Origin of the sequence: Streptomyces sp. NPDC004610 (assembly GCF_040609715.1) — a bacterium.
Classification (GTDB): Bacteria; Actinomycetota; Actinomycetes; order Streptomycetales; family Streptomycetaceae; genus Streptomyces.
This window is the reverse complement of sequence record NZ_JBEXLA010000029.1, coordinates 1-21,947: the sequence shown is the minus strand read 5'-3', so window position 1 is coordinate 21,947 and position 21,947 is coordinate 1. Positions and strand designations below refer to the sequence as shown.

Annotated in this window: 19 protein-coding genes and 1 pseudogene; 7 read left to right on the top strand and 13 right to left on the bottom strand. The window is 71.9% G+C overall.

The features are described 5' to 3' along the window. The first annotated feature begins 29 nt into the window (after positions 1–29). A pseudogene (locus ABZX40_RS28495) lies at positions 30–2,195 on the top strand (RICIN domain-containing protein). A 67-nt stretch (positions 2,196–2,262) separates the two neighbouring features. Here the strand turns inward: ABZX40_RS28495 and ABZX40_RS28490 are convergent. The 4 genes from ABZX40_RS28490 to ABZX40_RS28475 form a co-directional block, all read right to left on the bottom strand. Next, positions 2,263–3,084: an ABC transporter permease gene (locus tag ABZX40_RS28490; RefSeq protein ID WP_355744187.1), complete on the bottom strand. Its 822-nt coding sequence runs from the start codon at positions 3,082–3,084 to the stop codon at positions 2,263–2,265. A gap of 12 nt (positions 3,085–3,096) precedes the next feature. Beyond that, complete coding sequence (locus ABZX40_RS28485) at positions 3,097–3,891, bottom strand: ABC transporter ATP-binding protein (protein WP_355744184.1); 795 nt, start codon at positions 3,889–3,891, stop codon at positions 3,097–3,099. A gap of 29 nt (positions 3,892–3,920) precedes the next feature. Continuing rightward, entirely contained in the window at positions 3,921–4,961 is a 1,041-nt protein-coding gene (locus ABZX40_RS28480) for an ABC transporter substrate-binding protein (protein ID WP_355744182.1), read from the bottom strand. A 129-nt stretch (positions 4,962–5,090) separates the two neighbouring features. Further along, complete coding sequence (locus ABZX40_RS28475; RefSeq protein WP_355744179.1) at positions 5,091–6,545, bottom strand: DHA2 family efflux MFS transporter permease subunit; 1,455 nt, start codon at positions 6,543–6,545, stop codon at positions 5,091–5,093. Between the two features lie 251 nt (positions 6,546–6,796). Between ABZX40_RS28475 and ABZX40_RS28470 the strand changes: the two genes are divergently transcribed. Beyond that, entirely contained in the window at positions 6,797–7,630 is an 834-nt protein-coding gene (locus ABZX40_RS28470) for a FadR/GntR family transcriptional regulator (protein ID WP_355744176.1), read from the top strand. Here the strand turns inward: ABZX40_RS28470 and ABZX40_RS28465 are convergent. The 7 genes from ABZX40_RS28465 to ABZX40_RS28435 all read right to left on the bottom strand — a co-directional run bounded on the left by ABZX40_RS28465 (position 7,627) and on the right by ABZX40_RS28435 (position 13,657). Continuing rightward, positions 7,627–8,385 (bottom strand): dienelactone hydrolase family protein, encoded by a 759-nt coding sequence (locus ABZX40_RS28465; RefSeq protein WP_355744173.1) that lies wholly within the window; start codon positions 8,383–8,385, stop codon positions 7,627–7,629. The two genes, ABZX40_RS28470 and ABZX40_RS28465, sit on opposite strands and share 4 nt — an antisense overlap. After that, the gene (locus ABZX40_RS28460) at positions 8,382–9,860 is read right to left on the bottom strand and encodes an MFS transporter (RefSeq protein WP_355744170.1); all 1,479 of its coding nucleotides are present in this window, start codon (positions 9,858–9,860) and stop codon (positions 8,382–8,384) included. Before ABZX40_RS28460 ends, ABZX40_RS28465 begins: the two co-directional genes overlap by 4 nt. Before the next feature lie 84 nt (positions 9,861–9,944). Beyond that, entirely contained in the window at positions 9,945–10,376 is a 432-nt protein-coding gene (locus ABZX40_RS28455; protein ID WP_355744167.1) for a heme-binding protein, read from the bottom strand. Positions 10,377–10,430: 54 nt separating this feature from the next. Then, on the bottom strand, positions 10,431–11,015 hold the full coding sequence (locus ABZX40_RS28450; RefSeq protein ID WP_355744164.1) for an NAD(P)H-dependent oxidoreductase: 585 nt from the start codon (positions 11,013–11,015) through the stop codon (positions 10,431–10,433). Positions 11,016–11,159: 144 nt separating this feature from the next. Further along, complete coding sequence (locus ABZX40_RS28445; protein ID WP_355744161.1) at positions 11,160–12,107, bottom strand: fumarylacetoacetate hydrolase family protein; 948 nt, start codon at positions 12,105–12,107, stop codon at positions 11,160–11,162. A gap of 33 nt (positions 12,108–12,140) precedes the next feature. Continuing rightward, on the bottom strand, positions 12,141–12,992 hold the full coding sequence (locus ABZX40_RS28440; RefSeq protein WP_355744158.1) for a hypothetical protein: 852 nt from the start codon (positions 12,990–12,992) through the stop codon (positions 12,141–12,143). Between the two features lie 110 nt (positions 12,993–13,102). Continuing rightward, complete coding sequence (locus tag ABZX40_RS28435; protein ID WP_355744155.1) at positions 13,103–13,657, bottom strand: SDR family NAD(P)-dependent oxidoreductase; 555 nt, start codon at positions 13,655–13,657, stop codon at positions 13,103–13,105. Positions 13,658–13,895: 238 nt separating this feature from the next. On the opposite strand from ABZX40_RS28435, the gene ABZX40_RS28430 reads away from it, so the two are divergent. The 3 genes from ABZX40_RS28430 (at position 13,896) to ABZX40_RS28420 (ending at position 17,929) form a co-directional block, all read left to right on the top strand. Then, positions 13,896–14,729: a GntR family transcriptional regulator gene (locus ABZX40_RS28430; RefSeq protein ID WP_355744152.1), complete on the top strand. Its 834-nt coding sequence runs from the start codon at positions 13,896–13,898 to the stop codon at positions 14,727–14,729. After that, on the top strand, positions 14,726–16,366 hold the full coding sequence (locus tag ABZX40_RS28425; RefSeq protein ID WP_355744149.1) for a thiamine pyrophosphate-dependent enzyme: 1,641 nt from the start codon (positions 14,726–14,728) through the stop codon (positions 16,364–16,366). Before ABZX40_RS28430 ends, ABZX40_RS28425 begins: the two co-directional genes overlap by 4 nt. Positions 16,367–16,471: 105 nt before the next feature. Then, positions 16,472–17,929: a benzaldehyde dehydrogenase gene (locus ABZX40_RS28420; RefSeq protein WP_355744147.1), complete on the top strand. Its 1,458-nt coding sequence runs from the start codon at positions 16,472–16,474 to the stop codon at positions 17,927–17,929. Positions 17,930–18,034: 105 nt separating this feature from the next. Here ABZX40_RS28420 and ABZX40_RS28415 read toward each other — a convergent pair whose 3' ends face one another. Both ABZX40_RS28415 and ABZX40_RS28410 read right to left on the bottom strand, forming a co-directional pair. Then, on the bottom strand, positions 18,035–18,703 hold the full coding sequence (locus tag ABZX40_RS28415; RefSeq protein WP_355744144.1) for a response regulator transcription factor: 669 nt from the start codon (positions 18,701–18,703) through the stop codon (positions 18,035–18,037). Next, entirely contained in the window at positions 18,700–19,704 is a 1,005-nt protein-coding gene (locus ABZX40_RS28410) for a sensor histidine kinase (RefSeq protein ID WP_355744141.1), read from the bottom strand. The genes ABZX40_RS28415 and ABZX40_RS28410 overlap by 4 nt, the downstream gene beginning before the upstream one ends. A 291-nt stretch (positions 19,705–19,995) precedes the next feature. On the opposite strand from ABZX40_RS28410, the gene ABZX40_RS28405 reads away from it, so the two are divergent. Both ABZX40_RS28405 and ABZX40_RS28400 read left to right on the top strand, forming a co-directional pair. Further along, entirely contained in the window at positions 19,996–20,481 is a 486-nt protein-coding gene (locus ABZX40_RS28405) for a TrkA C-terminal domain-containing protein (protein ID WP_355744137.1), read from the top strand. Between the two features lie 4 nt (positions 20,482–20,485). Further along, the gene (locus tag ABZX40_RS28400) at positions 20,486–21,706 is read left to right on the top strand and encodes a cation:proton antiporter (RefSeq protein WP_355744134.1); all 1,221 of its coding nucleotides are present in this window, start codon (positions 20,486–20,488) and stop codon (positions 21,704–21,706) included. Positions 21,707–21,947: the final 241 nt, after the last annotated feature.

The window sequence follows — 21,947 nt, the reverse complement described above, 5'->3', positions numbered from 1 at the left end:
GTCCCGCTTCGCCGGGACCCCGCAGATCCCTGTCGGCGGGGCTGGTCGCCGCCGCTGCCGCCTCCTTTCTGACGGGCGCCCCGGCGCCCACCGCCTCCGCCGCCGAGGCGGCGCTCCCGGTCGGCTGGGCGACCGTCATGAACGCCGCGAGCGGCCGGTGCCTGGACGCCCGCGCCGCCGCCACGGCGAACGGGACGGCCGTCCAGCAGTACGGCTGCAACAGCAGCAACGCCCAGCAGTGGTCGTTCACCGGCACCAGCGACGGCTACGTCCGGATCAACAATCGGGGGGACGCCAATCAGGTCGTCGATGTCGCCAATGTGTCGACCGCCGACAACGCGGCCGTGCAGCTGTGGGCCTACGGCGGCGGCACCAACCAGCAGTGGCTGCCGGTCCACGAGGGCGGCGGGGTCTACCGGTTCGTGAACCGCAACAGCGGCAAGTGCCTGGACGACCCGGGCGGGTCCATCGCCGACGGGGTGCAGTACGTGCAGTACATCTGCAACGGCAGTGCGGCGCAGCGGTTCCAGGTGGTGCCGGTGGAGCAGTCGGCGGTCGATCCCGATCTCGGTCCGAATGTCGTCGTCTTCGATCCGTCGATGCCGGCCGCGACCATCCAGAGCCGGGTCAACTCCCTCTTCCAGCAGCAGGAGACCAATCAGTTCGGCGCGCAGCGCTATGCGGTGCTGTTCAAGCCGGGGTCGTACAACGCGGATGTCAATGTCGGCTTCTACACCCAGGTCGCCGGGCTGGGGCTGTCGCCGGACTCGGTGAACATCAATGGGGCCGTGCATGTGGAGGCGGACTGGTTCCCGCCGCAGAACGCCACCCAGAACTTCTGGCGGGGCGCCGAGAACCTGTCGGTGAATCCGGCCGGCGGCGCGGACCGCTGGGCGGTGTCCCAGGCGTCCGCGTACCGCCGGATGCATGTGCGGGGCTCTCTGGCGCTCAGTGACGGTGGCTGGTCCAGCGGTGGGTTCATGGCCGACAGCAAGATCGACGGCCAGGTCAACTCGGGGACGCAGCAGCAGTGGCTGACCCGCAACTCACAGTTGGGGAGCTGGACCGGGTCGAACTGGAACATGGTGTTTGTCGGCAGCCAGGGCGTCCCCGCGACCAGTTTCCCGAGCCCGCCCTACACCACCGTCGCGCAGACCCCGGTCGTCCGCGAGAAGCCGTTCCTGTACGTGGACGAGAACGGCGCCTACCGGGTGTTCGTGCCGTCGCTGAAGTCCAACTCGGCGGCGACGGGGTGGGTGAACGGTACGGCGGCGGGGTCGTCGCTGCCGATCGACCAGTTCCACATCGTCAAGCCGGGCGCGACGGCCGCCGAGATCAACGCGGCACTCGCGGCGGGCAAGAACCTCCTGGTCACCCCCGGGGTCTACCACCTCAACCAGACCCTCCAGATCAACCGCCCCGACACCGTCGTCCTCGGTCTCGGCCTGGCCACCTTCATCCCCGACAACGGCATCACAGCCATGCGCGTCGCCGACGTCGACGGGGTGAAACTCGCCGGGATCCTCTTCGACGCCGGGACGGCCAACTCACCCACCCTCCTGGAGGTCGGCCCCGCGAACTCCGCCGCCTCCCACGCCGCCAACCCCACCTCCCTGCACGACGTCTACTTCCGCGTCGGCGGCGCCGCCGTCGGCAGGGCCACCACCAGCCTCACCGTCAACAGCGACCACGTCATCGGCGACCACCTGTGGATCTGGCGCGGCGACCACGGCACCGGCATCGGCTAGAACACCAACACCGGCGACACCGGACTCATCGTCAGCGGCGACAACGTCACCATGTACGGCCTCTTCGTCGAGCACTACCAGAAGTACCAGACCATCTGGAACGGCAACGGCGGCCGGACCTACTTCTACCAGAACGAAATGCCCTACGACCCACCCAACCAGGCCGCCTGGATGAACGGCACCACCCAGGGCTACGCCGCCTACAAGGTCGCCAACACGGTGACCAGCCATCAGGTCTACGGCTTCGGGAGCTACTGCTACTTCAATGTCAATCCGGGGGTGGCCGCCGAGCGGGCCATCGAAGCCCCGAACACGGCGAATGTGCGGTTCACCAACATGGTGACCGTCTCCCTGGGTGGGGTCGGCACCATCCGGCATGTGATCAACGACCGGGGCGGGCCCTCCAACTCCACCACCAATGTGGCCAACCTCGTCAGCCATCCCTAGGGCATGACCTCGGCCCCCGTCCGGAGTGCGCCGGGCGGGGGCCGAGGAGTCCCTCAGGGCGGTGGCGTCAGTTCTGCCATTTCAGGGCGCGTTTCTCGAAGACGCCGATCAGCGCGCTGCCCAGCACCACCATCGCCACGATGATCACCAGCGCGGCGAACAGACCGGCCGGGTCGAACTGCTGGGTCGAGGTCATGGAGTAGTAGCCGAGCCCCTCGTCGGCCGAGATGAACTCCCCCGCGATGACCCCGATCATCGCGAACGACACTCCGGCCTTGAGACCGGCGAACAGCGGTACGGCGACCGACGGGACGACCACCTTGCGCACCACGTAGAGCCGGCTGCCGCCCATCGCGCGGGCCACCTCGACCAGCGGTCGGGGCACATTGCGCATCCCCGAGTACACATTGAAGAAGACCAGGAAGAACACGATCATGCTGGCAATCGCGATCTTCGAGCCGATGCCCAGGCCGAACCAGAGCAGCATCATCGGGGCCAGCGCGACCTTGGGGATGCCGTTGATCGCGTTCAGGATCGGCTCCAGGATCTCGCCGACCACCTTCACCGCGCCGAGCGCCCAGCCCAGCACGGCTCCGCAAGTCGCGCCCAGCGACCAGCCCAGGACCAGTTCCTGACCGGTGATCAGGATGTGGTGGTGCATCTCGCTGTCGCCGCTCACCTCGATCAGCTTGGCGATCACATCGATCGGGTTGCTGATCAGGAAGTAGTCGATCCACCGGCCGCTGATCAGTTGCCAGACCAGCAGGATCAGCAGGACGACGCCGAGCTGTCCGGCGAGCACGAGCATGCCGTGGCGTCCGCGCGGACGTCCGGTCTTCTGCCGGACGACCCGGCCGCGCCGCATCTGGAGCGGTTCTTCGACTGTCATCGCGCTCTCCTCCTAGGAGTCCAGGTCGTTTTCCAGCAGGCCCCACAGCTCGCGCCGCAGTTCCTGGAAGTTCGTCGAGTCGGTGATGTTGTAGACGTCCCGGGGGCGGTCCAGCGGGATGTCGACCGTGCGCCGGATCCGGCCGGGGCGGCCGGTCATCACGGCGACCCGGTCGGAGAGGGCGATGGCCTCGGTGAGGTCGTGGGTGATGAAGACGACCGAGGTCTGACGCCGCTGCCACAGATCCAGGACGGTCTTCTGCATCGTCGTCTTGGTGATCGCGTCGAGCGCGCCGAACGGCTCGTCCATGAGGAGGACCTCGGGCTCGTACACCATGGTGCGGGCGATGGAGCAGCGCTTCTGCATACCGCCGGAGAGCTGGCGGGGGTAGTGGTTCTCGAACCCGTCCAGGCCGACAATCTTGATCCACTCGCGGGCCCGTTCCCGGCGCTCCCGCTTGGGGACCTTGCGGATCTCCAGCGGCATCATCACGTTCTCCAGGACCGTGAACCACGGGAAGAGATTGGAGTCCTGGGTGATGTAGCCGACCTCCAGGCGGTCCAGCTCGCGGTCGCCGCTGAGCAGCCGGACCTCACCGGACGTCGGCTTGATCATCCCGGTGACGATGTTGAGCAGGGTGCTCTTGCCGCAGCCGCTCGGCCCCACCACGGTGAAGAACTCCTTCTCCCGGATGGTGAGGTTCACATCCGTGAGGACGTCCATCATCTTGCCGTCGGGCGACGCGAACCGGTGCGAGAGTTCGCCGAGGATCATCGTCGGCCGCGCCGTCTCAAGGTCCTGCTTCATTTTCCTCCGCCTTGTCCCTCGGGCCTGTGTCACTTCTGGTATTCGTCCGTGTACGCGTTGGCGAGCTTGTCCGCGGAGGGCATCTCGAACATGCCCATGTCGGCGAGGGTCTGGATGCTCCGGTTGAACTGCTCCTGGGTCATATCGGCGTCCTCGGCCCACTTGTAGCTGGGCATGGCGGCGACGAGGATCTCCTCGCTGAAGGAGTTCATGCTGGCCTGGAGCGCCTTGGCGGCGGCCTCGGGCTCCTCGTCGAGGTAGTTGTTGGCCTTGCCGATGGCGTCGCAGACCTTCTCGGCGACATCCGGGTGCTCCTCGGCGTAGGCGCGGGAGGTGCCGATGCCGGACCAGGCGACGCTGTCCAGCTCCGCGAAGAGGTCGGAGGCGCCGGTGTCGTAGATGATTTTTCCGGGGGCGACCGAGAGCACCTGGTCGGGGATGGGCTGCGGCTGGAAGACCAGGCCGACCTGGCCCTTCTGGAAGGCGGCCGTGGAGGCGGCGGTGTTCGCCTGGGACAGCACGCCGATCGAGTCCCTGGGCAGGCCCTCCTTCTCCAGCAGGGCCTCCAGCAGTTTGGCGCCGGGGTTGACGGTCCGGCCGCCGATGGCGGTGATGTTCTCGCCCTCCAGCGCGGCCAGCTGTTCCTTGAGCGTCATCTCGTCCGACATGTTGTTGCGTTCCCAGGCCGCGTCGCTGACGGCGAGCATGTACGAGGGGTCCACCTGGGTCACACAGATCTGCTGGAGGTCGATCTCCTCCTGCGTGGTCGACTGGATCACCGTGGAGGTGTTGACGGCGCCGAACTGGACCTTGCCGGTGGCGATCTGGAGGCTGGCGTTGGCGATCGTCTCCACCTTGACGTCGAGGCCCTCGTCCTTGAAGTAGCCCATCTCGTCGGCGAGGAAGATCGGGGCGTTGGCGGGGGCGGCGATCGAGACCGAGACGATGATGGGGTCCTCGGCGCCGGTTGCTGCGCAGCCGGCGGTGGTGAGGGCTGCGGCGGTGGTGAGGATGAGGGCGTGGCGGAGGGGGGTGCGGGTGGGTGTGGAAGCGTCGTTGCTTCTGGGCATGGTGTGTCCCTGTGGGATGGGTGGGCGGGTATGGGGCGGGGAAGGGGGGTGGGTGCGGGTGCGTGGTGGCTGGGCGCGCAGTTCCTCCCCCAGAGGGGGCACCCCCAGCGCCCCTGAAGGGCGTTGTTCTCAGGGCGTTTTATGGGGGATCGTCGGGGCCGCGTCCTCGTCGTTCACTCGGGATGCGGCGTACAGGCCCAGGAGGTTGAGGGCCGCGGCGGTGAGGAAGGCGGCGCGGTAGCCGCCCATGTCGGCGCCGGTGGTGCCGGACGCGGAGACCAGGACCGTGGTGACGATCGCGACCCCGAAGGCGCCGCCGATCCGCCGGCCGACGTTGAAGAGGGTGGAGGCGCGGCCCGAGGAGGCGTCGGAGACGGTGGCGAAGGACGCCGACTGGGTGCCCAGGAAGACCTGTCCGACGGCCAGGCCCATCAGCACCAGCAGGGCGACGACCAGCCAGAGCGGGGTGGTCTCGTGCAGCAGCAGGGCCATCAGGGTCACGGCCACGCTGGTACCGGCCGCGCCCAGCATCAGCTGACGGCGCGGTCGCAGGGTGCGGTACAGCACCCGGCTGGCGAGCTGGGAGCCCACGGCCACCCCCAGGGACTGGGGGAAGGTCGCCAGTCCCGCGGCCAGCGGGGTCATCCCCCGGACATCCTGGAGATAGAGGGTGATCAGGAAGAGCGTGCCGAGGAAGGTCGCGGACTGCATGGTCATCGCGGCGGTGCCGGCCGCGAACAGCCGGACGCGCAGCAGCCGGAAGTCCATCATCGGGGTCCTCTTGCGCACCGACACCAGCACCAGGCCGGTCAGCAGCGCCGCCCCGCAGAGCAGTCCGGCGAGCACCGGCGCCGAACCCCAGCCGCGTTCGGGCCCCTCGGAGACACCGAACATCAGCAGTCCGAAGCCGGACGCGGCCAGCAGGAACCCGGTGACGTCCAGCCGTTCGGCGGGCCGGGCGGGCTCGTTGCGCAGGCACAGGACGCCGAAGAGCACGGCGAGCACCCCGAAGGGGACGTTGACATAGAAGATCGCGCGCCAGGAGACCTGGCTGACCAGGAGGCCGCCGAGGACCGGGCCCAGGGTGGGGGCCAGGCCGTTGGCCATGGTGAGGATCGCGGAGGCACGGACCCGCTCCTCGGGGCGGAAGGCGCGCAGCAGCATCGCCATCCCGACCGAGGCGAGCATGCCGCCGCCGGCGCCCTGGAGGATCCGGAAGGCGATCAGCTGGTTCAGGCTGGTGGCGGTGGAGCACAGGGCCGACGCCAGGGTGAAGACGCCGATGGCGGTGAGCAGGGTGCGCTTGCCGCCGAAGCGGTCGCCGAGCCAGCCCGAGCAGGGCACGAAGACGGCGAGGCTGACGAGGTAGGAGACGGAGACGATGTCGACGGAGGTGGAGGGGACGTCGAAGGCCCGGCCGATCGAGGGCAGCGCGATATTGACGATGGTCATGTCGAGCGTGCTCAGAAAGATGCCGGCCACGTACACGATGCCGACGGCCAGCTTCTGGCTGACGTCGAATCGCGGTCCGCGCCGGACGCCGGCGTCGGCAACGCCGTCGGTGCGCGGGCGGGTTGATGACATGGACGGCCTCCGAACGGAAGGGACAGGGGCGGGCCGGGTGAGCGGATGAGCCGTGACCGTCGGCGTCGCTGACCCCAAGAAACCTTCTTGGTAGGTTGCTGTCAAGGTGAAGCACACGCATTTCTTCGACCACCCTTTTGCCCCTATAGGTGGGTGCGGCAACGCTTGTGAGTCACCTATCAGGTAGGTTACGTTCACGGAACGGCGATACGGCGACACACGGTTGACGCACGGTGACTCCTGGGGGTGGCATGTCCGGGCCCAACAACCCCGCGAAGATCTTTCGCGGACGGGTGGCCGACCAGATCGTCGAGGACCTCCGCGGGCAGATCCTCAGCGGTGCCCTGCCCGACGGCTCCCGGCTGCCGTCGGAACGGGATCTGGCGACGGCGTACGACGTCAGCGCGCCGACCATCCGCGAGGCGGTCCGGGTGCTGACGGCCATGGGCCTGATCACCACCCGCAACGGCAGCCGCGCCACGGTCAACGCCCAGGGCGACACCATGCTCGCCATGTCCATCGCCTCGGTCGTCCAGGTCGAGAAGGTCGGCGCCCGTGAGGTGCTCGGACTGCTCGGCGCCCTCCAGGCGTACGCCGCCGAACTCGCCGCCGAGCACGCCACCGACGAGGAGATCGCCCGGCTCCGCGAGACGGCCCAGGCCATTCCCGGCGCCCAGGGCGTCGAGGCCCGCGCGGCGGCCCTGCACCGCTTCTTCGCCACGCTCGCCGAGATCTCCCACAACCCGCTGCTCGCCGCGCTGTGCCGGTTCATCACCGAGATGCAGATCGGCCTCTCCCTGAAGCTGTCCGGCACCGGGGAGGGCGACTGGGGCCGGGTCGCCGGCGATCTCCAGCCGGGCCGGATGCGGATCGTCACGGCGATCGGCACCCGTGATCCCGCCCATGCCGCCGAGGTGGTCCGCGCCTACCACGACCAGGCCGTCCACCGTCTCGGCGAGGCCCGCCGCGGCACCGACGCGGACGACAGCCGCCTCACGGAGGCGCTCGGCGCCTGGCTCAGATCCCATGTGGGGCTGGGCGGCCAGGTGAGGGGACGGCGCGATCCGGGTGCCGGGTCCGGCTAGCCGAACGCCCGGTCCAGCAGGGCCAGCAGGGCGTCCCGGTGCCGTTCGTCCGCCTGCTTGTCGTACGCCGTGGTGTCGGCCTGGGTGTAGCCGTGGTGGGCGCCGGTGTAGACCTCGCAGAAGTGGCGTACGCCCGCGTCCGTGAGGGCGGACTCCAGACGCCGGATCTGTTCCGGCGGCAGGGACGGATCGTCGTCGGCGTGGCCGAAGTACAGCTCGGCGGTGATGCGCGGGGCGATCAGATGGGGGCTGTCCGGGTCCTCGGTGGCCAGGCGCCCGCCATGGAAGCCCGCCGCCGCGGCGATCCGGTCCGGGTGGGTGCCCGCGGTGAGCAGCGCCAGCCGGGCGCCGACGCAGTACCCCGTCAGTGCCACCGGGCCGGGCATCACCCGGGGGCTGCCGGCCAGCCAGTCCAGATACCCGGCCGCGTCCCGCATGGCCAGATCCGGGGTCAGGGAGCGCAGGATCGGGCGCAGCCGCTGCCACAGTTCGCCGCGCGTCCCCTCGCCGATCATCTCGGGGAGGCGGACCACCGGGGCCCGGCCGTGGCGGTGGAAGACGTTCGGCACCAGGACGGTGAATCCGGCGGCGGCCAACCGGTCGGCCATCGCCCGCACCGGGGGCCGTACGCCGAACGCGTCGGTGTAGAGGAGCACCCCGGGGCGGGGTTCGCCGTCGGCGGGGTGGGCGAGATAGCCGTCGGCGGTGCCGTCGGGGACGGGGATGTCGACGGCGGTGCCCAGGACAGGGGTCATGGTGGGGTGTGCCTCTCGGGTAGGGGTTCAGCGGGCGGCCGGGAGGCCGTGGGCGGGCCGAGGCCGGGCAGCGCCACCACGAAGGCGACGGCGGCCAGCCCGGCCCGCGCGGCGGCGGCGAAGTCGCCCCGGGTGGCGAGGAGTCGGCCGAAGTGGAGCGAGCCCGCCAGGGTCGTGCCCAGGGACGTGCCGATCTTCATGCCGGTCTGGTGGACACCGGCGGCCGTGCTGCCCTCCCGGCGCGGGATCGACCGGAGGGCGAGGGTCTGGTTGGCGGCGATGACCAGTCCGGCGCCGCAGCCCGCCAGCAGCAGCGGCAGCGCCATCCGCAGGAACATGGTGTCCCCGGCCCCGGAGGCGCCCACGACCAGCGCGGTGACGGCGAGCCCGGCGGCGGTCATGGCCGTACCGGCGATGACCAGCGGCCCGCCCACCCGGTGCACCAGCCGTCCGCCCACGATCCCGCAGACCGCCGACCCGGCCGTGAACAGCACCGTGCACAGCGACGCTCCGAACGGCGAGTAGTGCAGCCCCTGCTGGAGGAACGGGAACAGCACCAGGAAGATCCCGGTGAATCCGCCGTACAGCGCCCCGGCCACCAGGGTCCCGACCCAGTACGTACGCTGCCGGAAGAGCCGGATGTCGACCAGTGGCCGTCGTCCCCGGGCGGCCACCGCGCGTTCCCACCGCGCGAAGCAGACCAGCAGCGCGAGCCCGGTCCAGGCCAGCCACCAGCGGCGTTCGCCCCAGGTGCCGCTCTGGAGCAGCGGCAGCATCACCGCGGTCACCCCGAGGCCGAGCACCAGCGCGCCGACCAGGTCCGGGCCCCGCACCCGCGCACCGCGCCGCCCCTCGGGCAGCAGCCGGGCGGCCGACACCAGCGCGAGCACGTCCAGCGGGATGAACAGCAGGAAGATCCAGTGTCGGCCGCCGTCGCCGAAGCCCTGGAGGATGGCGCCGCCGAGCAGCGGGCCGATCGCGGTGGAGAGGCTGACGGAGGCGCCGTAGTAGCCGAAGGCCCGGCCGCGTTCACGAGGCGGGTACAGCTGGTGGAGTATGCCGACGACCTGTGGGGCGACCAGTCCGGCGGCGGCGCCCCGGGCGAGGCGGGCCACCACCAGCAAGGTGGCGTCGGGGGCGAGCCCGCAGCCCACCCCGGTCAGGGTGAACAGCACCATCCCGATCAGGAGGACCTCGCGACGGCCGAACTCGTCGCCGAGCCGCCCGCCCGGGATCAGGGCCAGCCCGAAGGTCAGGGTGTATCCGGCGACCGCCCAGGTGGCCTGGGCGGACGACAGCCCCGACTGGTGCTCCATGGACGGCAGGGCCGCCGTCACGATGCTCACATCGAGCAGGGTCAGAAAAGCCGCCGCGATACAGACGGCCAGCGCCTGGGCGCGGCGCCGGGGGCTGAGGTCGTCCCGGTGCCCGGAGGTGCCGGGGGTGGTGCTGAGATCATCCGGCGTCCTTGCCATGGCGTACCTCTGTTCCGAATGGCTGTGGTGCGAGGGCCGGGATCGTCCTCGTCGGTCCCGGTCGCCCGTCCGATGGGGGCGAGGTCAGCCCGCGTCGGCGACCAGGCCCGCCTTCTCGACGCCGAACAGCGCGACGGCCTCGTCGTTGTCCGGGCGGTCGCCGCTGACGCCGATGGAGCCGAGCAGTTCACCGGCCTCGTCCCGGATCAGCACCCCGCCCCTGGAGGAGGCGATCCGGCCCTCGGAGATCGAGGCGAGCGCGGCGAAGAACGCGGGGTCACGGGTGGCGTGCCGGGCTCCGGCGGCGCCGCCCTGGCCGGTGCCCAGCGAGCCCCATGCCTTGGCGTGGGCGATCTGCGGGCGCAGGATGCCGGCCTTCTCCTCGCGCTTGACGACCAGCGGGTGGCCGCCGGGGTCCAGAACGGTCACGGTCAGCGGGCGCAGGCCCAGTTCACGGGCGTGGCCGAGGGCGGCGTCGACGATCTCGGACGCCTGGTTCAGGGTCAGTACGGTCATGGCCGTGGCTCCTTTTCTCGTGGTTCAAGTCGATGGGTCGGGGCGGGCGCGGGGTCAGCCGACCGGGGCGGCCGGGCGGGCGGCGGAGAGCAGGGTGGTGAGCCGCTGGAGTTCGTCGAGGACGGCGGTGGCGCTCTCGTCGAGGCCGGGGGCGGCCTGGAACGCGCCGTCGCGGGTGATGGCGGTCCGGATGGAGGGGATCTGGATGTGCGAGGCGAGCGGGACCATGCCGAGCGAGATCACCACGGGCAGCAGGGCCTGGACGGCCCGGGAGCCCGCGGCGACCCCGCCGTACCCGACGAAGGCGACCGGCTTGCCGGACCACTCCCGGGCGAGGTAGTCGAGGGCGTTCTTGGTGGCCGCGTTGTAGCTGTGGTTGTACTCCGGGACGACGAGGACGAACGCGTCGGCGGCGTCGATCGTGGCGCTCCAGCGGCGGGTGTGCTCGTGCTGGTAGCGACCGCGCTGGGGCGGGGCGGGTTCGTCCAGCAGGGGCAGGGCCACCTCGGCGAGGTCGACGAGTTCGGTGTCGAAGCGAGGGTGGGTGAGGGCGAGGGTGTGGAACCAGTCGGCGATGGCGGCGCCGCGGCGGCCCGGCCGGGTACTGCCGATGATGATCTGGAGGTGTGGTCGGGACATGGCTGGCCTTTCGTCCGGGACGGGGTGAGGCGGGGGCGGGGCGGGGCCGGGCGGCGGCTCGGGCGGCATCGGGTACAGGTGGATTTCACTTCGGAAACGCTGTTGCCGAAGTGAAATCCACCGACCGGTGCGGCGGCGGCCGGGTCAGTCGTCCAGGACGACCTTGTTCTCGATCACCCCGAGCCCCTCGACCTCGCCGCGGACGACATCGCCGGGCTGCACCGCGCCATGGCCCGCCGGGGTGCCGGTGGAGAGCACATCGCCGGGGGCGAGGGTGAGGGCGGCGGTGAGCCAGGCCAGTTGCTCGGGTATGGAGTGGTACATCTCGGCGGTGGAGCCGTCCTGGCGGACCTCGCCATTGACCCACTGGCGGATGCGCAGCGCGTGCGGGTCGGGGATCTCGTCGGCGGTGACGAACCAGGGGCCGCAGATGCCGTAGCTGTCGAAGCCCTTGGCGCGGTCCATCCGGTTGTTGTCCCGCTCCGAGACATCCCGGGAACCGGCGTCGCACAGGCCGACGTATCCGGCGACCGCGCGCATCGCCTCGCCGCTGGTGAGATGGCGGGAGCGGGGGCCGATGACGACGGCCAGTTCCATCTCGGGGTCGACCTGCTCGCTGATCACGGGGTGGCGCAGTGCGTCATAAGGACCGGCCACCGCGCCCGGCGCCTTCAGACAGCCCTGGAGGCCACGCCGGGGCGGACCCGGCTCGGTGGCCGGGGCGGCGGCGGGGCGCCGGCGCGGGTAGTTGGCCAGCATGCACCAGATGGTGCGGGGCCTGCCGACCGGCGGTCCGAGCCGGGCCGGGTCGTCGGACCAGAGGCAGTCCTCGTCCAGCACCCCGCTGCCGGTCCCTCCGACGGCCCAGTCGAACAGCCGTCGTACGGTGCCGAGCTGCGGGTCCGCCTGGAGCAGCGTGGGCAGGTCGCCGGGTACGGCGAGCCGGGCCCGGACGAGGGCGTCGTCGCGATGGACCCCGTCCGTCTGCGCCCGCCGGACGAACGCGGCCTGGATGTCGATGAGCTGATGCGGCACCACATCGGCGAAACAGAGCCGATCGCCGAAGGGGGTCCGCCGGGAGGCGATTTTCACGGGATCACTTTCTGGACGGGGGCTGGGCCCGGGTTACTTCGGGTCCGCTTCCTTGGGGTTCTCGAAGCGGATGCCGCCGTCGGTGACGACGGTGACGAACTTGTCCTCGTCCGGCTCGACCGGCTGCACGATGGGCGGCAGCCCCACGACGTAGAGCACCAGTTCCTCCGTGGCGACGTAGCGGACCTTCTCGCCCGGGTCGGCCTCGACCGCGCCCATCCAGCCGATGCCGGTGCCCTCGGCGGTGCCGGTGCCGCCCAGCACCACGGTGAGCAGCCGGGCGTCCGCGCTCTCGGCGACCCATTCGGCGCCCGCGTCGAGCTTGACGAACTCGATCCAGAACTGGCGCTCGGTGTAGGTGCCGATGTGCTTGCGCTTCACGCCGGGCCAGCCGGCCAGCGGGAGGTAGTTGAAGTGGTCGGGGTTGCTGATGACCACGCCGTTGTAGCGCGGCTTGGGGAAGCGCTGCTCCCGGATCGGGCGGCGCTCGGCCTGGGCCTCCTTGTTGTCCGGGCCGCGTCCGCGCCCGGCGCTCATCCCGAGGGCGGAGGCGCCGCCGAACTGGAGCACCAGCTGGAGCTGCTGGGGGTCTTCGAGCTTGTCGTCCTGTGGGCCGTAGGTCTGGCCCTCGGGGAAGTAGCCGACCTCGCCCTCGCGCAGGAAGCCCTGCTCACCGAGGTTCATGTCGCCGAGGACGGGCAGCCGGATCTGCTCGAAGGTGTGGCAGTGCCGGGGCATCCGGAAGTCGGCCTCGTTGCGGCCGAGGATGTAGCGGTAGTTCTCGAACGGCTTGCTGCGGTCGCCCATCAGCAGGTAGTTGAACGAGACCGTCCCCCGGGGGTGGTCCATCCGGAACGCGTTCTCGTCGTACGGCGCGATCTTCATCGCTGTCCTCCGTCGGTGCGGGGTGGGAAGGCGGACGCCGGTCGTCACGGCCCCTCCACGAAACCTTCCTAGTAGGTTTGTGTCAAGGTAGGTAGTGAGCTTTTATCGAATCAAGGAACCCGCTTCCCATGACGGAGGAGGACCCGACAGGCACGGTCCGCCTGGTCACGGGCACCGCGTCCGCCGGGCTCGGCCGGGTGGGTGAACGCCGCGCCTCCAGGGCCGCCCGCATCCGGGCGGGCGGGAAGTCCGTTGCCGCGGACGCCGGTTCGACCACCGCCACCGGGACCCGGCGGTCCGCGGCCTCGTGGCGCGGCGACTCGCCGCAGGCGCCCAGGGCCCGCTCGGTCGCCGCATGCACCCCGCTGCCGGTGTGCACCGCGCGGCCGGGACACCGAACCGATCCCGACCAGGTCGGCGACGCCCCGCGGGCCGTCCCCGGCGGCACCGACCAGATGCGGCGGCGCGGCACGGGCGATGCGCAGCGAACCCGGCGGCGTCACCCGGACCATGTCCTCCCGGTCCGTCACCACCGGCGCGTCCGGCGTCGGCCCCGGCCGGGTCGTCCCGGCGTTGTCGACCAGCACGTCCAGCCGGCCGCGACTGTCCACGGCGGCCCGTACCGCGACGGTGGCCCGTCCGGCGTCCGTCGCATCGGCGGGCACCGCCGGAACTTCGCCGCCGGTCCCCGCCGCAGTTCCCCGGCGAGCGCGGTCGGCCGGTCCGCGCGGCGGGCCGCCTAGGCGCGGGCGCCGATGCCGCAGGGCGCGACGATCCGCTTGCGCCACCGCCGACTCACGGGACCGCGGTCATTGCCTCAACCTACCAGGTAGGTTAAGTTTGAGTCGCCATCGCAGTCAGCCGATCCGGGCGCCGTTCGTCCGGGTGACGTTCGGGAGTGACATGTCCGTGCCCCAGACCCCCGCGAAGATCTTCCGCGGCAGGGTGGCCGACCAGATCGTGGAGGATCTGCGCGCGCAGATCCTCAGCGGCACCCTGCCCGACGGCTCCCGCCTGCCGTCGGAGCGCGAACTGGCCGGGTACTACGACGTCAGCGGCCCCACCGTGCGCGAGGCGGTACGGGTGCTGACCGCCATGGGCCTCGTCCACACCCGCAACGGCAGCCGGGCCACGGTCACCGCCCAGGGCGACACCCTGCTCGCCGTCTCCATCGCCTCGGTCGTCCAGGTCGAGAAGGTCGGCGCCCGCGAGACCCTCGGCCTGCTGGGCGCGCTCAACGCCTACGCGGCCGAACTCGCCGCCGCGCACGCCACGGACGAGGAGATCGACCGGCTGCGCGAGGCGGCGCGGGCGATCCCGGAGGCCGAGGGCGTCGAGGCGTCGGCGGCGGCGCTCCAGGGGTTCTTCACGGTGCTCGGCGAGATCTCGCACAACCCGCTGCTCGCGGCGCTGTGCCGGTTCCTCACCGAGGTGCAGATCGGGATGGCGATGAAGCTGTCGGGCGGTCCGCAGGGCGACTTCGGCCAGGTCTCCGGCCCGTTGCACACCGGCCGGATGCGGATCGTCGCGGCCGTCGCCTCGCGCGACGCGCGGCACGCGGCGACCGTGGTCCGCGAGTACCACCGCGAGGTGATCCAGCGGATCGCCGCCGTGCGCGAGGCGGCCGGCGAGCCCATGGTGTCCGAGTCCGGGCTGACCGAGGCGCTCACCTCCTGGCTGCGCTCGAACGTCACCCTGGGCGGACAGCCGGCCTCCCCCCGGAGCACGGACTCGTGACCGCGCCCGCCGCCCCGCTCCTCGACCTCACCCCGGTCCGCACGGTCCGGGACGCCGCCTTCGACGTCCTGCGGCTGCACGGGCTGACCACCCTCTTCGCCAACCCCGGCTCCACCGAGGTGTCGGTGCTCACCGATCTGCCGGCGGATCTGGAGTTCGTGCTCGGGCTGCACGAGGGCTCGGTGGTCGGCACCGCGACCGGCTGGGCGCTGGCCCGGGACGAACCCGCCCTCGTCCTGCTGCACACCACCGCCGGGCTCGGCAACGCGGTGGGCGCGCTGGCCACCGCCCGGGTCAACCGGGCGCCCCTGGTGGTGCTGGTCGGCCAGCAGGACCGCCGCCATCTCGCCCAGCAGCCGTTCCTGGCGGGCCGCCTGGAGGGCCTGGCCGGCGACTATCCGGTACGGGTGGAGACCCCGCCGCGCGCCCAGGACGTCCCCGGCGCCATCGGCCGGGCCGTGCACGCCGCCCGCGAGGGACGCGGCCCGGCGCTGGTGCTGGTCCCGATGGACGACTGGGCCCGGCCCGCCGAGGAGGTGCCGGTGGCCGCCCCCGAGGTGCTGCGCCGCTCGGCGAGCGCCGATCCCGGGGCCGTCGCCGAGGTCGCCGCCCGGCTGGCCGGGGCCGCCGCCCCGGTGCTGGTGGTCGGCGCGGGCGCCGACCGGGCGGCCACCTGGAAGGCCCTGACCACTCTCGCCGAACGGCTGGACTGCCCGGTGTGGCAGGAGCCGTTCGGGGCGCGGGCCGGGTTCCCGCAGGACCACCGGCTGTTCGCCGGGCATCTGCCGGCCGACCGGCCCCGGCTGCGGGCGGCGCTCGCCGGGCACGATCTGGTGCTGTGCGTGGGGGCGCCGTTCCTGCGCCAGTACCCGTACGCGCCCGGCGGACTCACCGGGGGCGGGGCCGAGGTGGTGGTGGTCACCGACGACCCGGCCGAGGCCCACCACTCCCCCGTGGCGCTCGCCGTCGTCACCCCGCTGCCCGACTTCTGCGCCCGGCTGGCCCGCCGTACCCCGCCGCGCGAGCCGCAACGGGCCACCGCCGCCCCGGACCGGCGACCGCCCCGGCGCCCCGCCCCCGGGGGCCCGCTGACCCCGGCCCAGGTGCTGGGCGCGCTGGCCGAACGGCTGCCCGCCGACACGGTCGTGGTGGAGGAGACCCCGTCCTCCCGCCCCGACCTGCACGCACTGCTCCCGGCCCGCGCCCCGCTCGGCTTTCTGAGCGCGGCCATGGGCGGCCTCGGCTTCGCCCTCCCCGCCGCGGTCGGCGTACGGATGGCCCGGCCGCACCGCCCGGTGGTCGCCGTGGTCGGCGACGGCTCCTCGCTCTACCAGATCCAGGCCCTGTGGACGGCGGTCCAGTACGGCGTCGGCGCGGTCTTCGTGGTCCTCGCCAACGGCCGGTACGCGGTCATGGACAGACTCGCCGAGCAGCACGGCGGTAAGCCGCCGTGGCCGGCGTTCGAGCAGGTCAGCGTGGCGGGCCTGGCGGATTCCCTGGGCTGCGCGACCCGCCGGATCAGCACCGGTGACGAGTTGGGCGCGGCCCTGGACGCACTGTGCCCGGAGCTGACCGAGCGCACCGAGCCACTGGTCCTGGAGGTCGTCGTCTCCACGACGGGCGACTTCCGCCCCTGACGCCCCACGCCCCCCACACATCACCCCTTCTGATCCCACTGCATCCCCCTGCATCCCCTTGCACCCCACATCCCCCGCCCCGACACCCGCACCCTGGAGGCCGTCATGACCCTGCTCGATCCCGCTCTCTGGTCCGGCAAGGCCGGCATAGGCGGCTGGACGGTCCCGGCCGGGGGCACCGCCCCGATCGTGGAGCCCGCCACCGGTGAGGTCCTGGACGTCATCGGGCTGGCCACCGCCGAGGACGTCGCCACCGCCGCCGAGCGCGCGGCCCGCGCCCAGTCGTCGTGGGCCCGCGTCCCCTACCCCGACCGGGCGGCGGTGCTGCGCCGGGCGGGCGATCTGTTCACCGAGCACGCCGCCGAGATCCAGCGCTGGCTGATCCGGGAGGCGGGCTCCATACCCGGCAAGGCGGCCTTCGAGACCTCGGTCGCCGCGCAGGAGTGCTACGAGGCCGCCGCGCTGGTCTCCCACCCGCTCGGGGAGATCCTGCCCACCGCCGAGCCGCGGCTGAGCCTGACCCGCCGGGTGCCCGCGGGTGTGGTCGGGGTCATCGCGCCCTTCAACGCCCCGCTGATCCTGGGCATCCGGTCGGTGGCGCCCGCCCTGGCGCTGGGCAACACCGTGCTGCTGAAGCCGGATGTGCGGACCGCGGTCTCGGGCGGTGTGGTGATCAAGCGGGTGTTCCAGGAGGCCGGGCTGCCCGAGGACACGCTGCACCTGCTGCCGGGCGGCGCGGACACCGGATCGGCGCTGGTGCTGGCCCCGCAGGTGCGGGTGATCTCGTTCACCGGCTCCACGGCGGCGGGCCGCAAGGTGGGCGCCGCCGCCGCCGAGAACCTCAAGCGGGCGCATCTGGAGCTGGGCGGGAACTCGGCGCTGATCGTGCTGCCGGACGCCGACCTGGAGAAGGCCGCGTCGACGGCCGCGTGGGGCTCCTTCTTCCACCAGGGCCAGATCTGTATGACGACGGGCCGCCATCTGGTGCACGCCTCGGTCGCCGACGAGTACGTGGCCCGGCTCGCCGAGAAGGCGGCGCGGCTGCCGGTCGGCAACCCGGACAAGGAGGAGGTGGCGCTCGGCCCGATCATCGACGCCGCCCAGCGCGACAAGATCCACGCGCTGGTCACCGCCAGCGTCGAGTCGGGCGCGCGGCTCGCGGCGGGCGGCACCTACGAGGACCTGTTCTACCGGCCGACCGTGCTCGCCGATGTCACCGACGCCGCCCCGGCCTACGCGGAGGAGGTGTTCGGCCCGGTGGCGCCGGTACGGTCCTTCACGGACGTCGAGGAGGCGATCACGCTGGCCACGGCCACCCCGTACGGTCTCTCGCTGGGCATTCTGACCGGTGACGGTCTGCGCGGTCTGGAGCTGGCCGAGCGGATCCCGACCGGGATCGTGCACATCAACGACCAGACGGTGAACGACGAGGCGGTGGCCCCGTTCGGCGGTGTGGGCGCCTCCGGCACCGGGGCGCGGTTCGGCGGCACGTCGAACATCGAGGCGTTCACCGAGACCCGCTGGATCACGGCCCGGTCGACCCAGGCGACATACCCGTTCTGACCGGCACGATCCGGGTCGGCGGGTGTGGGGGGCCGAGCCCGGCTCAGGGCGGTACACGGCGTCCAGGACACCGAAGCGGCCCCCCCGCACACCCCGGCCACCGCCTCAGGGATCCACCAACCCCGCCCGGATCGCGTACCGCGTCAGCTCCAGCCGGTCCCGCATGCCCAGCTTCTGAAGCAGATTGGCCCGGTGCCGCTCGACGGTCTTCGCGCTGATGAAGAGCAGTTCGCCGATCTCCTTGGAGGTGTGCCCCTCGGCGACCAGTTTGAGGATCTCCTCCTCGCGCTCGGTGATGGCCCGCTCCGGCAGCCCGTCCCCGCGCTGGAGGCGCTCCAGATACGACCGCACCAGCGCCCGCTCCGCCCCCGGGTACACGAACGGCTCCCCGCGCACCGCCGCCCGGCACGCCTCCACCAGATCCCGGTCAGCGACCGACTTCAGTACATAACCGCAGGCCCCGGCCTTGAGCGCCTCGAAGAAGTACTGCTCGTTGTCGTACATCGTCAGGATCAGGATGGGCAGGCCGGGCAGCCGCCGGGACAGTTCGCGGGCCGCCTGGAGCCCGGTCATCCGGGGCATCGCGATGTCCAGCACCGCGAGATCCGGCTCCTGGGCGCGGGCCAGCTCCACCGCCTCGGCCCCGTCCCCCGCCTCGGCGACCACGGTGAGATCGGGCTCCGCGTCCAGGATGAGCCGCACACCCCGCCGTACGAGGGTGTGGTCGTCGGCGAGCAGGACGCGCGCCGGGACCGGGACGGACCCGGCGGTCATCGCCCGGCCCCCCGCACACCCGGTTCCCGCGAGGGCACCCCGCCGACGGGACCGCTCTGCGGTACGTCCACCGGAACCCGCAGCCCCACCTCCGTACCGCGCCCCTCCGCCCCCGGGGCGAGGACGAGCGCGGCGCCGACCAGCAGCGCCCGCTCGCGCATCCCGGCGATCCCCGCGCCCTCGGCGGCCCGGCCGAGCCCGCGGCCGTTGTCGCGGACGGTCAGCTCGACGGCGTCGGGCAGCACGCGCAGCCGGAGCGCGGCACGGTCGGCACCGGAGTGCCGGGCGGTGTTGGTGAGGGCCTCCTGGGCGACCCGGTAGAGCACGAGTTCGGTCTCGCCGGTGAGCGGGGGCAGCTCGCCGCTGAGGTCGGGGCGGACGGTCAGCCCCTGTCCGGTGAACTCCCCGGCGAGCGACCGCAACGCGCTGACCAGCCCCAGTTCATCGAGCACACCGGGGCGCAGCCTGCGGGCGATCCGGCGGATCTCGTCCAGCCCGGCGCGGGTGGCCTCCTGGGCCTGCTCGACCTCCTCGCGCAGCTCACCGGGGACCCGGTCGGCGACCCGCTTGAGCTGGAGCAGCACGGCGGTCAGGGTCTGCCCCACCTCGTCGTGCAGCTCCCGGGCGATCCGGTGCCGCTCGCGCTCCTGCGCGGACAGCGCCCGCGCCGCGCTCCCGGCCCGCTCACTCTCCAGCCGGTCCAGCATGGTGTTGTACGTGGTGATCAGCCCGGCCGTCTCCGCCGGACCGGCGACGACCGCGCGGGCGCCGGGCCGCAGCAGATCGGCGGTGGCCATGGAGCGGCCCAGCCGTTTGAGGGGGGTGAGGCCGATCCGCAGGACCAGGGCGTTGGCGACCAGCAGCACCGCCAGCCCGGCGCCCACCACCAGGGCCTCGCCGAGCAGGACCGGGGTGGAGACGGTGACCGGGCCGAGCAGCAGCGCCGCCGCCACGATCAGCGCCGCGGAGTTGAGCGAGAAGATCCGCCAGAACAGCGACACGTTGCCGGTTCCGCTCCCGCTCCCTGTGATCCGACGGCACTTCTGTGCCGCCCACAGCCTCGCCGTGGGCCGCGGGTCCCGTATATCCGTCACAACACCCATGTCGCCACGGTATGCGAGGGTGGCAGCATGGCGGCGCCGCCCGAAGTCGATCAAAGATCCGGTCAGGATCCGGCGACCGGCCCTGGGAGTCAATTCCTACCTAATCAATACCCACCCGATCAACACATACCTAAATAGCCGCCCAGCGCGCTCCCGGCCTGAGCGGGAGCATGAGGGAGAGAAGAGATCGTGTCCGCTCCACGCCTGAGGGCGACGCCGTTGCCGGGCATCGGGGTCCAGTACGACCTGATCACCAAGGAACACCGGCATCTGTCCGTCGTGGCGCACCGCGACGGCGCCCGGACGGTGAACGTCTACCGCACCGACGACCCCGACTCCTGCGCCCAGTCGCTGCGGCTGTCCAGCGCCGAGGCGGGCTCGCTGGTCGACGCGCTCAAGCCGTCGCACACCAGCGCCAGCCTCCTCTACACCACCGATCTCGGACTGGTCGCCGAGCGGATCGAGGTGACCTCCGCCTCGCACTGGAACGGCCGGGTGCTCGGCGAGACCCGGATCCGCACCGAGACCGGGGCGTCCGTGGTGGCCGTGCTGCGCCGGGCGGAGGCCATTCCGTCCCCCACGCCCGACTTCCGGCTCGCGGGCGGTGACACCTTGATCGTCATCGGTACCCGCGAGGGCGTCGACGCTGCCGCGGCGATACTCGGGCGGGAGTGAACGCGTGCATTCCTCCGCGGTCCTGCTCATCGAGTTCGGTTCCATCATTCTCGGCCTCGGCCTGCTCGGCCGGATGGCCGCGCGGCTGAGTTTCTCCCCGATACCGCTGTATCTGCTGGCGGGGCTGGCGTTCGGCGAGGGCGGTCTGCTGCCGCTCGGCGCCAGTGAGGAGTTCATCGCCATCGGCGCCGAGATCGGCGTCATCCTGCTGCTGCTGATGCTCGGCCTGGAGTACTCGGCCAGCGATCTGGTCTCCAACCTCAAGGCCCACTACCCCTCCGGTCTGGTCGACTTCACCCTGAACGCCCTGCCCGGCGCGGTCGCCGCGCTGCTGCTCGGCTGGGGCCCGGTCGCCGCCGTCGTCCTCGCGGGCGTGACCTGGATCTCGTCCTCGGGGGTGATCGCCAAGGTGCTGGGCGATCTGGGGCGGATCGGCAACCGGGAGACCCCGGTGATCCTCAGCATCCTGGTCCTGGAGGATCTGGCGATGGCGGTCTATCTGCCGATCGTCACGGCGATGGTGGCGGGCGTCAGCCTCGCGGCGGGCAGTGTCACGCTGGCCATCGCGCTGGGCGTGGCCGGCCTGGTCCTCTTCGTCGCCCTGCGCTACGGCCGGGTGATCTCCCGGTTCGTCTCCAGCGACGACCCGGAGAAACTCCTCCTGGTGGTCCTCGGGCTCACCATCCTGGTGGCGGGTGTGGCCCAGGAACTCCAGGTCTCGGCCGCCGTCGGCGCGTTCCTGGTCGGCATAGCGCTGTCCGGCGAGGTCGCCGAGGGCGCCCACACCGTGCTGAGCCCGCTGCGCGATCTCTTCGCGGCGGTCTTCTTCGTGTTCTTCGGTCTGCACACCGACCCCGCCAGCATCCCCCCGGTCCTGCTGCCCGCCCTGGCCCTGGCCGTCATCACCGCCCTCACCAAGATCGCCACCGGCTACTACGCCGCCAGACGGGCCGGTATCCCGGCCAAGGGCCGCTGGCGCACGGGCGGCGCCCTGGTCGCCCGGGGCGAGTTCTCCATCGTCATCGCCGGTCTCGCGGTGACGGCCGGTATCGAACCCTCCCTGGGCCCCCTCGCCACGGCCTACGTCCTGATCCTGGTCGTCGTCGGCCCGCTCACGGCCCGCTACACCGAGCCCCTGGCCACGTACTGGACCGGCAGGCTCACGGCCCGCCGCGAGGCGGCGAAGATACCGACCGAACCGGAACGGGAGCCTGTCGGCGACTGACCGGGGCCTCCGAGCACCGCCACCCCCACCGAGGGCCGGACGCACCGAGCGGACGCTGTTGGCTAAATCTCCGGCTCTGATGCTTCGCCCCGTCGTTATGCGGCGGGGCGAAGTACTGTCAAAAGGCTGGTCCGGGTGCGGGCCCCGGGCTGGTCGCTGAGCCAGGCGTTGATGCGGATGAGGTTGATCGCGGCGCCGGTGAGTTGGTGCTGGAGGCTGGTCTTGGCGAGTCCGCGGTAGC